At 38.4% G+C, this 14,612-nt stretch carries 12 protein-coding genes; 7 read left to right on the top strand and 5 right to left on the bottom strand.

The genetic code is table 11. From position 1 onward, the window contains the following. Positions 1 to 14 precede the first annotated feature (14 nt). Entirely contained in the window at positions 15 to 482 is a 468-nt protein-coding gene (locus LIX50_RS06260) for a hypothetical protein (protein ID WP_048952972.1), read from the bottom strand. A 190-nt stretch (positions 483 to 672) separates the two neighbouring features. On the opposite strand from LIX50_RS06260, the gene LIX50_RS06255 reads away from it, so the two are divergent. Next, complete coding sequence (locus LIX50_RS06255) at positions 673 to 1,875, top strand: ATP-binding protein (RefSeq protein ID WP_048952971.1); 1,203 nt, start codon at positions 673 to 675, stop codon at positions 1,873 to 1,875. 390 nt (positions 1,876 to 2,265) lie between these two features. Here LIX50_RS06255 and LIX50_RS06250 read toward each other — a convergent pair whose 3' ends face one another. Both LIX50_RS06250 and metH read right to left on the bottom strand, forming a co-directional pair. Then, the gene (locus tag LIX50_RS06250; RefSeq protein WP_048952970.1) at positions 2,266 to 4,260 is read right to left on the bottom strand and encodes a P-loop NTPase fold protein; all 1,995 of its coding nucleotides are present in this window, start codon (positions 4,258 to 4,260) and stop codon (positions 2,266 to 2,268) included. Between the two features lie 42 nt (positions 4,261 to 4,302). Then, positions 4,303 to 7,992 (bottom strand): methionine synthase, encoded by a 3,690-nt coding sequence (gene metH / locus LIX50_RS06245; RefSeq protein WP_373455030.1) that lies wholly within the window; start codon positions 7,990 to 7,992, stop codon positions 4,303 to 4,305. A 233-nt stretch (positions 7,993 to 8,225) separates the two neighbouring features. Between metH and LIX50_RS06240 the strand changes: the two genes are divergently transcribed. Genes LIX50_RS06240 through LIX50_RS06230 form a run of 3 tightly spaced genes read left to right on the top strand, consistent with a single transcriptional unit; the run spans position 8,226 to position 9,959 of the window. Then, positions 8,226 to 9,335, top strand: a complete 1,110-nt coding sequence (locus LIX50_RS06240) for a transglutaminase-like domain-containing protein (RefSeq protein WP_048952968.1) — start codon at positions 8,226 to 8,228, stop codon at positions 9,333 to 9,335. Continuing rightward, positions 9,310 to 9,672, top strand: coding sequence for a mercuric transporter MerT family protein (locus LIX50_RS06235; RefSeq protein ID WP_048952967.1), 363 nt, complete (start codon positions 9,310 to 9,312; stop codon positions 9,670 to 9,672). Before LIX50_RS06240 ends, LIX50_RS06235 begins: the two co-directional genes overlap by 26 nt. Before the next feature lie 8 nt (positions 9,673 to 9,680). After that, positions 9,681 to 9,959, top strand: coding sequence for a heavy-metal-associated domain-containing protein (locus tag LIX50_RS06230; RefSeq protein WP_005651690.1), 279 nt, complete (start codon positions 9,681 to 9,683; stop codon positions 9,957 to 9,959). Positions 9,960 to 10,025: 66 nt separating this feature from the next. Here LIX50_RS06230 and sodC read toward each other — a convergent pair whose 3' ends face one another. Both sodC and folB read right to left on the bottom strand, forming a co-directional pair. Continuing rightward, positions 10,026 to 10,598: a superoxide dismutase family protein gene (gene sodC, locus LIX50_RS06225; RefSeq protein ID WP_005626862.1), complete on the bottom strand. Its 573-nt coding sequence runs from the start codon at positions 10,596 to 10,598 to the stop codon at positions 10,026 to 10,028. An 87-nt stretch (positions 10,599 to 10,685) separates the two neighbouring features. After that, positions 10,686 to 11,042: a dihydroneopterin aldolase gene (folB, locus tag LIX50_RS06220; protein ID WP_048952966.1), complete on the bottom strand. Its 357-nt coding sequence runs from the start codon at positions 11,040 to 11,042 to the stop codon at positions 10,686 to 10,688. An 82-nt stretch (positions 11,043 to 11,124) separates the two neighbouring features. On the opposite strand from folB, the gene plsY reads away from it, so the two are divergent. The 3 genes from plsY (at position 11,125) to murB (ending at position 14,593) form a co-directional block, all read left to right on the top strand. Then, a complete protein-coding gene (gene plsY, locus LIX50_RS06215) occupies positions 11,125 to 11,724 on the top strand; it encodes a glycerol-3-phosphate 1-O-acyltransferase PlsY (protein ID WP_048952965.1) in 600 nt (199 codons plus the stop codon). A 52-nt stretch (positions 11,725 to 11,776) separates the two neighbouring features. Further along, on the top strand, positions 11,777 to 13,480 hold the full coding sequence (gene narQ, locus LIX50_RS06210; protein WP_048952964.1) for a nitrate/nitrite two-component system sensor histidine kinase NarQ: 1,704 nt from the start codon (positions 11,777 to 11,779) through the stop codon (positions 13,478 to 13,480). An 87-nt stretch (positions 13,481 to 13,567) separates the two neighbouring features. Further along, positions 13,568 to 14,593 (top strand): UDP-N-acetylmuramate dehydrogenase, encoded by a 1,026-nt coding sequence (murB, locus tag LIX50_RS06205; protein ID WP_048952963.1) that lies wholly within the window; start codon positions 13,568 to 13,570, stop codon positions 14,591 to 14,593. Positions 14,594 to 14,612 lie beyond the last annotated feature (19 nt).

Here is a 14,612-nt window from a genome sequence, read left to right as displayed (position 1 = left end):
ATTCTCGAGAAAAATCAACCGCCCTTACAAATCAACCAAGGAACTTGCTTGCCTTGTTGATTCTTGTAGTAAATTGAACTTTGAGATCGCGCGATTAAATCCACATAACTTCCTTGAATCGGATCATACGAACGATAAACCACTTCAAATTTTGTACCGCGCGCATTCAGTGTCAGCGTGTATGAATGATCAAAAGGCACCGCCTTACCATTATCTAACTGGAAATAAAACCCAAAGTTATCTTTCATACGGCTTTCACGCGAAAGAGGGAAATAAGTCGTCAAATGAGAAATTCCCCCAGTTTCTTTATTATTACAACGATAATGATATGGCTTGTAATTAACAGAATTATTTAACTCAACTTGACTAATATTGTTCTTTAAAAATCGAGATTTAACCGTCTTCTTCGGCTGATGTGTTGTGGTACAAGCAAATAAACTCACAAGGACACCCACAAACAATGCCATCTTTAATTTATTCATAAATACAAAATTCCGAGAAATAAGAAAGCGCGTATGATAACGGAAATTGGGGATTGTGCAAGGGATTGGAATGAGACTAAAAAACCGAAATAAAAACTGGAAATGTAATTCCAAATACATCAAGAAACAAATAATATGGAAATTGACTTCCAATTTCCGTATGCTTTTTAAAATATGAAATTAACTTCCAATGAGTAAAGCCATGATCTCTCGTGAAAATTATTTACAGCAACTGATTCAATTTAAAGATACCGATTTTATTAAAGTCATCTCTGGTGTTCGTCGTTCTGGTAAATCAGTGTTACTCATGCAATACCGTGATTACCTTCAACAACAAGGAATTTCTCCTGAAAATATTCTTTACCTCAATTTTGAATCTTTTGAATATCAATGGGTGAAAGACGCTCAAGACTTCCAACAGCTTATTCAAGAAAAAATGCCGTCTTCTCAAGAGAAAATCTACTTTCTGATTGATGAAATTCAGTTTGTAGAAGGTTGGCAAAAAATCGTCAATGCGCTTCGCGTGAGTTTTAACACCGATATTGTGATCACGGGTTCCAATGCCAATTTGCTTTCTGGCGAGCTTGCGACGCTGTTAAGCGGTCGGTATGTAGAAATCAAAATTTACCCGCTTTCTTTCAAAGAATTTTTGCACGCCAAAAATGTGGATAGCCAATCAAGATTGGTCGATAAACTCTATTCAGAATATGAAAAATATGGCGGTTTCCCCAGTGTCGCCATTGCGGATGAACCTTTAAAAGAAACGATTTTATCAGGCATTTTTGATTCTATCGTGCTAAATGATATTGCCCACCGAGCTGGAGTGAAAGACACACATATTCTTAAAAACGTGATTCTCTTTTTAGCAGATAATGTAGGGCAGTTGGTGAATCCGAGCAAAATTAGTAACACGCTCACGTCCGAACGTGTCCCCACTTCAAACCATACCATCAGCAAATACCTTGAACTGTTGGAAAATGCCTTTCTTTTTTATAAAGCAAAACAATACGATATTCGCGGAAAAGGCTATTTAAAAACTAATGCAAAATATTTTATTGTGGATAACGGTTTAAGACGACACGCTATCGGCAAAAAAGGGGCGAATTATGCCAATCGCTTAGAAAATATCGTTTTTATTGAATTACTCAGACGGGGTTATACCGTTGATGTGGGCAAACTCGACAGCAAAGAAATTGATTTTATTGCCCGAAAAGCCGATGAAATTCTATATGTACAAGTCGCCTTTGAAATCTCTGAAAATACCCACGAAACAGATAATCTTTTGCATATTAAAGATAACTATAAGAAGATCTTAGTTACGGGGAAATATTACGAGCAAATAGATATTGATGGGATTGAAGTGATTTATGTGGTGGATTGGTTGCTGCAGTAAATTCAAAAATGTTGAAAATTGTTACCGTACTTTTTTGTATTTAACGCTTATGCCAGCGCGTGTTTCCTAACGGTGCCCTAGAAAGTAAATAAAGTGCGGTTAGTTTTTCAGGTGTTTTTTAGTGAAATTAGGCACACGCTAGGAAGCGTGCACCAACAGATTGTGCTAATAAGCTAGCGTCCACGTTAGTGCCGCCTCAATCCGACGAGACTGCGTCGCAATCGGTTAATCATAAGTGAGTGGCGTTGCCACTCTTGTTGGAGAACACAGCCCCAGCGGGGCTGAATTATGCGTAACCATGTACGGCTTTGCCGTGCATGGGAAAAAATAAGCGGTGAAATCTTGCAAATTTTTTGCAAAATCTTACCGCTTGTTCTTTTGAAAAAAGCATTAAAACTCATCTAAATCATCTTCATGATTCATTGATTTTTTATGTCGGTATCCATTCTTATATTTAATTGCAAGTTCCATATAATCTTTATTTCTAAGTTCTTCATCTTCAGCTATTTTTTCAATTAAACTATTTACTTTATCCTCATCTCCACAAATTTTAATTAAGGCATCCCAAAGTAGAATTTTCTCTCTATGTATTGTAGGATCATCCCCTCTTTGAGATTTACGTTCTGATATTGAAGATTTAAGTAATGATAAAAATACTTCAGGGGAACTTAATATATCATCAGAAAAAGGGTTTCCAATTGAAACAAAGAAATAGATTATATGTGACAAATTATAGGTTCCTGCAAGTTCTTTAATTGTTGCAGAGCGAATATTATTTAAAAATATTTCCTCTAAGTCTTTTGCATCCGATTCAGATACTAATTGATGACCTCGGCCCTTTCGATATCCAATAATTCCTACAATTTGATATTGCCCATATAGATCGCTAGAATTTAATAGTTGAGTAATAACTTCTTTTTTATCCTTCTCAGGAAGTCTTCTAAGTAATCTATAAACTAAGCGACTCCAAACCATATCCGCCCCAAAGTCAAAGAATCCTAGTTCTTTTTCAGGCACTCTTGGTAAATTTCTATATAATGTTGGTATAGTTGCTAGAGCTATTTCTTTAGTAAAGTCTTTTTCATAGTCAATTAAATTGTTAACTACATTTTCTAGAGAATCGTCAGGAACAGCTGATAAAGTGATCTTGAAATCTTCTTCTGACTGCATTGCAAGCCAAACTTTTTGTGATAATTTAACATTTATGAACTCAGGACTCATAACTTGTTCAAAATATAAATCAAAGAATGCCGAATAAGCAATCCTTCTATTTTTTAGGAATTCATTATTTGAATTTATATTATCAATATCAAATAAAACTTCTAGAAAAGACTCATACATTTCATTATCTTGAATAAAATCACTTAACTTAACTTTTCTTTTGTCATTATCTGATCGTGCCAAGAGATAATCTTTTAGTTCAAAAATTTCTTTAAATTTATCTGGAAAGAAAATTCTTATCGCTTCAATAGTGAGTAAATCAACCACATCAATTTCTTTACCTAATTGTTTAAAGATATTCGATAGAGAAGATGTGTAACGCTTAATATCTCGAATATTTTTTATTGTTGGCTTAATGATATTCCAATATGCATTAGACCAACGCGCCTTATCTAGGTAAACATCCCTTAAAATCTTATCTAAAGATGAAAATAAATTTTCTTGTAATAGTTTTTTAGGTACCTGTGGTATATCGAATGGAATCTGAATTATCTTCTCTAAATAATCCCGTCCATCAATGTTATTATCATTTAATGTTTTAATTACTCTATTTTTATCAAATGATAAAACATAAACAATATTAGGAAAGTTTCCTGTAACTCTGACCAATTTTAGAATTGATTGTAATTCATCAGATGATAAACGGTCTATATCATCTAAAATTACAGTAATAGGTTTACTTATTTCCTTTAGAACTTTAATTAATTTATCACGTTGATTTTTCAAACTGTTTTTTTCTTTCTTTTTCTTTGAAAAAAAACTTAAACAGCCACCCAAGACACTAAAATAATTTCCTACAAATGGAAGAGGTTTTAAATTAGATAACAACTCTCCAAAACTACTCAAACTATCAATTAGCTCATTATCATCCTCATAATCTCTTAACTGAGCAGAGATTTCAGTAAAAAATAAAGCAACTAAGTTATGAGCATCACTAAACATCCAAGGATTAAAATCAAGTACAAAAGAATTTTTTTCTAATTCTGGTCGCATTAAATTTATATAGGATGTTTTACCATTTCCCCATTCTCCACATAATCCCACAACCAAACCTTCTTTATAGTCAAATGAAAAAATGTGTTTAGCAAATGCTTCTGCACTACTAGCTCTACCTAATAAATCATTGCTAGAATCTTTTATTGGATTATCGCTTATTAATTCCATATATTTTCCTTTAGTAAATGCTCATATCTTTTATGTGTAACCCTACTTCATCGCCACACCCAACCACTTCATCATCTCTCTCTCATCCCAACCTTTGCGTTTGGCATAATCTTGAGCTTGGTCTTCATCGATGCGACCTAAAGTGAAATAGTTGCTTGCAGGGTGGGTGAAGTACCAACCGCAGACAGAGGCTGCCGGCCACATAGCGTAGCTTTCGGTGAGTTTCATGCCGATACGTTGTTCTACTTCTAATAAATCCCAAATCAAGGCTTTTTCCGTATGTTCTGGGCAGCTTGGATAACCTGGTGCAGGGCGGACGCCGACATAGTTTTCATTGATTAACCCTTGGTTGTCGAATTCCTCTTGCGTGTAGCCCCAGATGCGGGTGCGAAGCTCAAAGTGCAAGTATTCAGCCATCGCTTCCGCTAAGCGGTCGCCCACAGCTTGTAGCAAGATAGCATTGTAGTCATCGCCTGCGACTTTGTAGCCTTCCACTAAATCCATTTCTTCAACACCGGCACACACAGCGAACATGCCGAACCAGTCTTTTTTGCCGCTTTCGCGATCCGCGATAAAGTCGCTTAAGCAGAAGTTAAATGGACTTTTGCTGTTTTTTCCACGTTCCGTTTGTTGGCGTAAGCCGTAAGCTGTGCCAATGGTTTGTGTACGTTCTTCATCAGCGAAAAGCACCACATCATCGCCCACACGTTCCGCAGGGAAAATGCCTAAAATGCCGCTTGGGTTGAGCTTGTGGTTTTGCTCGAATTCATCCAATACCACTTGTGCATCATTCCACACTTTGCGTGCTTCTTCGCCGCCTTCCGGATAATCAAAGGCATCAGGATAACCGCCCATCAAGCCCCAAATGCGGAAGAATGGTGACCAGTCGATAAATTTGCGTAGCTCGGCGATTGGTACGTTTTTAAATTCCACAATGCCCGTTTGTTTTGGTGTTGGCGGTACATAATCCGCCCATTCGCCACTAAAGCCATCAAAGCGGTTTGCTCGTGCTTCTTCAATGCTAAGCTGTTTACGCAGTGGTTTACGGTTAGAGAAAGATTGCTGAATTTTCTCGTAATCTTTCTTGAATTGTTCCCATAATGCCGCGCGACCTTCCGGATTCATCAAGGTCGCACAAACTGTGACCGCACGGGAGGCATTTGAGGTATAGAACACACCATGTTGCTTGTATTTGGGATAAAGTTTAATCGCAGTATGCTCTTTCGATGTAGTTGCCCCGCCAATCAATACAGGCAAGTTCAAACCTAAGCGAGTCATTTCACCGAGGAAGTATTCCATTTCGTCTAAAGATGGCGTAATTAAACCGCTCAAGCCGATAAGATCCGCTTTTTCATCAATCGCCGTTTGAATGATTTTATCCGCCGGCACCATAACGCCCAAGTCAATGACTTCAAAGTTATTACATTGCAACACCACGCTCACGATGTTTTTACCGATGTCATGCACATCGCCTTTCACTGTGGCGATCACCACTTTACCGTTACTGGATCCTTTTTGTTTCGTCGCGTTGATAAACGGCTCTAAATACGCCACTGATTGTTTCATCACGCGCGCGGATTTCACCACTTGCGGCAGGAACATTTTGCCGTCGCCAAACAAATCGCCCACCACATCCATGCCCGCCATGAGTGGGCCTTCGATCACCTCTAACGGTGTTGGCAATTTTTGGCGGGCTTCTTCGGTGTCCTCGATGATGTGCATGGTAATGCCTTTCACGAGGGCATGTTTTAAACGTTCTTCCACCGGCCACGTACGCCATTCGGCGACAGAATCCACCGCACTTTCATCGTTGCCTTGATTGCGATATTTTTCCGCAATATCCAGTAAACGTTCTGTGCCATCTGGTGTACGGTTTAATACGGCATCTTCAATCACATTACGTAATTCCGGATCCAGATCATCGTAAATTGCAAGCTGTCCTGCGTTCACGATCCCCATGTCCATCCCTTGTTTGATGGCATGATAGAGGAAGACCGCGTGAATGGCTTCACGCATCACGTTGTTGCCGCGGAAGGAGAAGGACACGTTTGACACCCCGCCCGAAATTTTCGCATGCGGTAAAGAGCGTTTAATACGACCTGTTGCGTTAATGAAATCCACGCCGTAGTTATTGTGTTCTTCAATCCCCGTGCCAATGGCGAAAATATTCGGGTCAAAAATAATGTCTTCTGGCGGGAAGCCTACTTGGTTAACTAAGATGTTATAAGCACGGGTACAGATTTCCACTTTACGCTCTTCGGTATCAGCCTGCCCCACTTCATCAAATGCCATTACCACAACGGCCGAACCGTATTTACGCACCAATTTAGCCTGATGAATAAATTTTTCCTCTCCCTCTTTTAAAGAAATAGAGTTAACGATTGGTTTACCTTGTACTGATTGCAAACCTGCCTCAATCACTTCCCATTTGGAGGAGTCGATCATCACCGGCACTTTGGCTGCATCGGGTTCGGTTGCCATAATGTTGAGGAAACGGGTCATGCATTTTTTGCCATCGAGTAAGGCTTCGTCCATGTTCACATCAATCACTTGTGCGCCGTTTTCCACTTGGTCGATGGCAATTTCAATAGCTTCGGCAAATTTGTCTTCTTTAATTAAGCGCTTAAATTTCGCCGAACCCGTCACGTTATTACGCTCGCCTACGTTCACAAACAGGCTTTCATCGTCAATATTGAGTGGTTCTAAACCGGATAAACGCATGGCGGTTTTGATTTGTGGCAATTTGCGGGGCGGGATATTTTCTACCGCCTCAGCAAAGGCCTTGATGTGTTCCGGTGTGGTACCACAACAACCGCCGATAATGTTCACAAAACCACTTTCTGCCCACTCTTTTAAGTGAGCGGCCATCTCTTCTGCCCCTAAATCATAACCACCAAAAGCATTTGGCAAGCCCGCATTCGGATGCACAGAAACATAGGTTTCACTGATTTTTGAAAGCTGTTCTACATATTGGCGTAATTCTTTTGGACCTAAAGCACAGTTCAAACCGAAAGTGAGCGGTTTTGCGTGACGAAGGGAGTTATAGAAAGCCTCGGTAGTTTGCCCAGAAAGGGTACGCCCTGAAGCATCAGTAATGGTGCCGGAAATCATGATTGGCAATTCCACGCCTAATTCTTCGAATACACTTTCAATGGCGAAAACTGCTGCTTTAGCGTTAAGCGTGTCGAAAATGGTTTCGATCATAATTAAATCCGCGCCACCTTCGATTAAGCCTTTTGTTGCTTGGGCATAAGCATCCACCAACTCCATAAAAGTCACATTACGGAAACCTGGGTCGTTTACATCGGGTGAAATAGAGGCTGTGCGGTTTGTTGGCCCTAACACGCCCGCGACAAAGCGAGGTTTTTCTGGCGTGCTATATTTATCTGCTGCCAAACGCGCTAATTTTGCGCCAACAAAATTGAGTTCATAAGCGATAGATTGCAAATCGTAATCCGCTTGAGCAATCGTAGTTGAACTAAAAGTATTGGTTTCAATAATATCGGCACCTGCTGCCAAATATTTTTCGTGAATCGATGAAATCAACAACGGTTGTGTAAGCGTGAGCAAGTCATTATTGCCGCGCAAATCGACCGCACTTTCCTTAAACCGCTCGCCGCGAAAATCCGCTTCGGTGAGTTTATATTTTTGTATCATCGTCCCCATCGCACCGTCTAAAATGAGAATACGATTTTCTAGAGCTTGTTTAAGTTGAGCGGTTTTATTCACCATCATTATTTTGTTCCGTAAATCTTAATAAATAACGAGGGAATAATAGGTGTAAGGGCTAGGGGTGTCAAATGTTAGAAGGAAAGTGCGGTTGGAAAATAAAATATTTTTCATATAAGAAAGATAAAAATTTTATGTAAAACGGTTGAATTATTGCTCAAAAATCCGTTAGCATAGTGGCGTATTAGTTTATCTAATATGTTAAGTTTAACTATTATTAACTAGAGGATCTCTTCATGAAGAAACTTATCGCAGTTGCGGTGCTTTCTGCATGTAGCTCGTTAGCTCATGCAAACACCAACATTCCAAACTACAATACAGACACCCATCTTTACGAATTCACGCAAACCTACGATTTAGTTGCGCCAAAAGGCTCGCAAGGACAAACTAATTTATGGGTTCCATTGCCATTTAATGGAGAATACCAACAAGTGAAATCGATTCACTTTGAAGGTAATTACATGAATGCCTATGTGACAGAAAACAATAAATATGGTGCGAAAACCTTATTTGCCACTTGGGATAAAGATGCACAAAAACGTGATTTAAAAGTCACTATGGTCATTGAAACAAAAGACCGTGAGCCAATGGTGAAAGGTGCCTTAGAGAATTATACTCCGCCAAAAGATATTCAGTATTCCGTGGATGTACAAGAGTACTTAAAAGCTACTCCACATATTAAAACTGATGGTATTGTGAAAGAATTTGCAGACAAAATCGTAGGTAAAGAAAGTAATCCATTGAAGAAAGCAGAACTTATTCACCATTGGATCGTAAAAAATATGGAACGTGATAATTCTGTATTAGGTTGTGGCGACGGCGATGTAGAAAAAATTCTTACCACTGGCGTATTAAAAGGTAAATGTACCGATATTAACTCTGTATTTGTGGCACTAGCTCGTGCGGCAGGCATCCCAGCCCGTGAAATTTTTGGTATTCGCTTAGGTGCGGCAGAGAAAATGGGCAAATATTCCAAAGGTGCTTTCGGTAGTGCGAATGAACAAGGCATCGCAAACGTAAGTGGTGGTCAACACTGCCGTGCTGAATTCTACCTTGCAGGGTTTGGATGGGTACCAGTTGATTCCGCAGACGTTGCCAAAATGCGTTTAGCAGAGAAAAAATCTGTTGAAGATAAAGATACACAAGCCGTAGCAAAATATTTGTTTGGTAACTGGGAAGCAAACTGGGTCGGATTTAATCATGCCCGTGACTTCGATTTATATCCACAACCAGAACTAGCTCCGATCAATAACTTCGGCTATCCGTATGCTGAAGTGGGTGGCGATCCGTTAAATTCCTTTGATCCAAAAGAATTTAAATATGACTACGTCTCTAAAAAACTCTAATAAATCCTTTTGGGTTGCCATAGCCACCGCACTTAGTGCCGCGGTGGCGTCAACTTTATGCTGCATCGCACCATTAATCTATTTAGTGTTCGGCGTATCATCTACTTGGTTGATTGGCTTAGGCGAATATGATTATTTGCGTATTCCAATGCTCATTATTTCATTATGCGCCTTTGCCTATGGATTTTGGCTGCTGATGTTTTCCCAAAAAATTATTTGCAGCAAATATATTTCCCGTAAAAAACTCATCGTTTTATATTGGATTGTATTTATCGTGATGATTTTTTTCTTAACCTATCCAACAATTTTGCCTTGGATTTTAGAATTAGCTAATTAGGAATAAAAATGAAGAAATTATGTACCGCACTTTTGCTTTCGCTGTTTGCCATTTCTTTCGCTCATGCGAATGAAACCAAACAAATTGTGCTAAAAGTAAAAGAAATGAATTGCCAGCTTTGTGCTTACTTAGTCAATAAAGAATTACGTAATATCGATGGTGTCATTTCAACAAAAGCATCTATTAAAGATGGTTTAGTGACGGTTGTGGAAGATCCAAAAGTCACAAACCAACAATTATTCGATGCGATTCATAAGCTAAAATATACTGCTGAAGTCGTGAATTAAACGCGAAATATTTAGCAAAAAAAGTGCGGTGAAAATTCACCGCACTTTTCGTTTCGAACAATCGAATTATTTAATCACACCACATGCCATACGTGGGCCGCCACCGCCAAGTGGAGCTGGATGATCGGAGTGATTATCGCCACCTGCGTGGATCATAATAGAGTGACCGCGAACATCATCTAAATGTTTAAGACGTGGTGCTAAAACAGGATTAGTTGCAGTGCCATCATGTAATACAGTTAATGCAGGTAAATCACCTAAGTGTGCGTCATCTTGCCATGGATAACCATGTTGTTTTGCACCTTTAGGATCCCAGTGACCACCAGCACCTAAACCAGCTGTCAATTTACCCTCTTTTTCTTTTGGCTCACAGCTTGGGTTTTCATGGATGTGGAAACCATGTAAGCCTTCGCTTAATCCTTGTAAATTAGGGGTAAACACAAGACCATAGTTAGATTCAGTAATAGTCACTGTACCCACATCTTTGTTACCGTTTACTGGATCAAGTTGTTGCACTTTCACTTCAATAGAAGCACCTTTGGGTGCCATATTGTGATCATGATTATGCTCATGTGCTTGCGCCACACCAACTGAACATACCGCACTAACCGCTAGTGCTAATAAGGTTTTCATATTCATTGCAATCTCCTTTATTGCAGTAAAAACTCATGACTATTTTAGTCAATTTCGTTTAAAAAGCCGACAAGTTTTTACTAAAATTTCACATTATTTTAAACATCCACGTACAATCAATACGCCAACATTTCGAGCTTGTGCGACAGCTTTCGGTTTACTCAGTTTAATTTTTAATCCTTGAAGTTGATAACATGATTCAAGCAAATCCGCCACTTCATAAGCCACTCGTTCAATCAACAAAAAAGGTTTACTTTCCACATAATCAATTATCACTTGGCTCACCTCAGCATAATTCAAACAATATGCAACATCATCCGTTTCCGCCGCTTGTTTACAATCCCAAGCCATTTCTAAATCAAACACAAGTTTTTGCTTAATTTGCTGTTCCCAATCATATACACCGATTTGTGCAAAAACAGTCAATTCTTCAATAAAAACACGATCCATAAGATTTCCTCTAAAATTATTGTAGGCGTATGCTATCAACTTTGGGTAGAATAACGAATAATTTTTCTTGCTGGAGTACAAAATGAGCCTTTTCGCCCTTTTTTATATGCTTTGTGCCTATCTTTTAGGCTCTATTTCCAGCGCTATTCTAATTTGTCGCATTGCAGGCTTGCCTGATCCTCGTCAAAATGGCTCATGTACCCCAGATGTAACAAATGTATTTCGTATTGGTAATTATTGGGCTGCATTAATTGTATTAATCCTTGATCTTTTAAAGGGGATGCTCCCCGTATGGGCTGGTTATTATTTAGGTTTAACTCAATTTGAATTAGGTATGGTTGCTTTAGCTGCATGTTTAGGCCATATTTTCCCACTGTTCTTTCAATTTAAGGGAGGAAAAGGTGTACCGACTGCATTTGGTGCGATAGCACCTATTTCATGGGCTGTTGCGGGTTCAATGTTTGGAACGTGGATATTGATCTTTCTTGTTAGTCGTTATGCATCATTAAGTGCCGTACTTGCGGCATTGCTTGTGCCTTTTTATGTATGGTGGTTTAAACCTGAATTTACTTTCCCTGTTGCTTTAGTTTGTTGTTTATTGATTTATCGTCATCACGATAATATTCAACGTTTATGGCGAGGTCAGGAAGATAAAGTTTGGAGTCAACTAAAAAAGAAGTAAGAAAATAACCGCACTTTTATCTATAAATTGATGTTATTTCATTGGAGTTTCTGTGCATACTAAACATTCTGTTTCTACACGTATTGCTAAATATTTATTTATTATCCTTATTGTTTCTGGTGTTATTAGCTCACTAAGTTTAGCAATTATGAGTAGCAATAAGTATGATGCTGAAGCGATCAATATTTCAGGTTCATTGCGCATGCAAAGCTATCGGTTGCTCTATGAAATGCAATCTCAACCCTCAACAGTCGAGGCTAATTTACGGCATTATAATATTAGTCTCCATTCATCTGCATTATTAGAAATTCAACGTCAATTTTTTACTCCAGATGCAGTCAAACAATCCTACCATACTATTTTACAGCGTTGGGCATTAATGGAAAAATATGCCCAACAGAAAAATGTAAAAAGTTATAGCGAACAATTAACGGATTATGTCGCAGATGTTGATCGTTTTGTGTTTGAATTACAGCGTTTTAGTGAGCAAAAATGGATCCTTGGCGTATTTGTACTTTGTTTAGCTATGTTATTAATTTTGGTCATGGTTTCCTATTTGATTTGGTACACTCATCGTGAGGTAGTGAAACCTTTAGAGCTAATGACAAAAGCAAGTATGCAAGTGCAGATGCGTCAGTTTAATCATATTTCATTAGATACAACAAAACAGAATGAATTGGGCACATTGGCACATGTTTTTACACAAATGTCGATGGAATTAGGTCAACTCTATTCTCGTTTAGAAGATGCCGTAAATGAAAAAACACAAAAATTACGCCAAACCAACCGCTCTTTGACAAACCTTTATCAAAGTTCACAGATTCTTAATGCGAATTCTATTAATGATAAAATTTTAAGCCAAGTATTAGATCTCATACGTGTGAGTGAGCATTTGCAATATATTAAAATAGAAGTTATGGGGGCGGAGCATTGGAATATTGCTTTTGGAGAGCAGGATGCTCATCGTACTTTACAACTCGAAGTGCTATCGGTAGATAATGAAGATTTAGGCGTACTTTCTTGGCAATCAGGATTACCTTGTCCCGACCCTAGAATGATGCAGAATTTAGCACAAATGCTTGCACGAGCTTTGTATTTCCATAAAAGTTTGCGTCAGCAAGAACAGCTTTTGTTGATGGAAGAACGTTCTATTATTGCAAGAGAACTGCATGATTCTTTAGCTCAAGTATTATCATTCCTGCAAATTCAACTTACGTTGCTTAAACATAATTTAAGGAAAGAAGAACCACACGCAAGAGAAAAAAGCTTGGGGATTATTGCTGATTTTGAACAAGCACTTTCAGGTGGTTATGCACAATTGCGTGAACTTTTAGCAACATTCCGATTAACGATTCAAGAAGCTAACTTACAACTGGCTTTGGAGCAAGTGATTGATTCTTTACGTGCTCAAACTAGTATGAAAATGAGTGTGAATAGTCATTTGCCTTCACAAAGTTTAAATCCTCAGCAGTTAGTACATGTGTTGCAAATCGTACGTGAAGCAACAACAAATGCGATAAAACATTCTAAAGGTTCTGCCATTGAAATTCATGCCCTGATTAACCCTGAGGGAGAGTATGAAATTTCTGTGCTAGATAATGGCATCGGTATTCTTAATCTTGAAGAGCCCGAAGGACATTATGGTTTGAATATTATGACAGAACGTTGTCGTCAATTGAATGCAGAATTAGATATTCGACGTCGAGAAGAGGGGGGGACTCAGGTAAAAATTACTTTACCTCATACCCTAGTTTAAACGTAGAGTGAATTTAAAAATTCATACACTTTTGATAATTCATGCACGAGTAGCAAAGCATAAGTGCATCCTAAAATGGTATTTTAAATGCAAAATTTACAACCTTTTCATACTTTTCATATTTCTGTTCAAGCCCATGAAATTATTGATGCGCATAGTGTGGTACAATTGCAAGAAGCTTGGGATCATGCAAAAACAATGAATCTTCCCATACTTTTTCTTGGTCAAGGAAGCAATATGCTATTTTTAGCAGACTTCAGTGGTATTGTTGTGCTTAATCGATTAATGGGGATTACACATACACAAGATACTGAATTTCATTATCTTCATGTAAATGGTGGCGAAAACTGGCATCATTTGGTGGAATGGAGTGTAAATGAAGGTATCTATGGTTTGGAAAATCTTGCACTCATTCCAGGTTGTGCAGGCTCGGCACCGATCCAAAATATTGGTGCTTATGGCGTAGAATTTAAAGATATATGCCATTATGTAGAGGTGTTAAATTTAAGTACTCATGAAATATTTCGATTAACAGCTGAAGAATGTAAATTCGGTTATCGAGACAGTATCTTTAAACACCATTATCAGTCTGGCTATGTGATCACTGCGATAGGATTGAAATTAAACAAAAACTGGCAGCCAGTGCTAAAATATGGCTCTTTAACTGAGTTTGATTCTCTGAAAGTTACGGCAAAACAAATTTTTGATGAAATATGTCAAATTCGTCAAAGTAAATTGCCTAACCCAGATGAATTTGGTAATGCAGGAAGTTTCTTTAAAAATCCCGTAGTGAGTGCAGAGCATTTTGCGGAAATCAAAAAATATCACGAAAATTTACCGCACTTTCCACAACCTGATGGCTCAGTCAAACTTGCTGCTGGATGGTTAATCGATCAATGTCAATTCAAAGGTTATCAAATTGGTGGAGCAGCAGTACATGAAAAACAAGCACTGGTGTTGATTAATAAGGGCGGAGCTACTGGTGAAGATGTGGCAAATCTAGCTCGTCATGTGCGTCATACTGTGGAAATTAAATTTGGTGTATGTTTACAGCCAGAAGTCCGTTTTATAGGTGCTGAAGGGGAGGTTGATTCTGTTTCAGTAATTCGTTAACAATCATTAATTTTATTTC

The sequence above is a fragment of the Haemophilus sp. Marseille-P9675 genome (genome assembly GCF_916862695.1).
In the GTDB taxonomy this organism is placed as follows: Bacteria; Pseudomonadota; Gammaproteobacteria; order Enterobacterales; family Pasteurellaceae; genus Haemophilus; species Haemophilus haemolyticus_K.
Note: the sequence above shows the minus strand (reverse complement) of the source record. Positions and strands in the feature narration are given on the sequence as shown.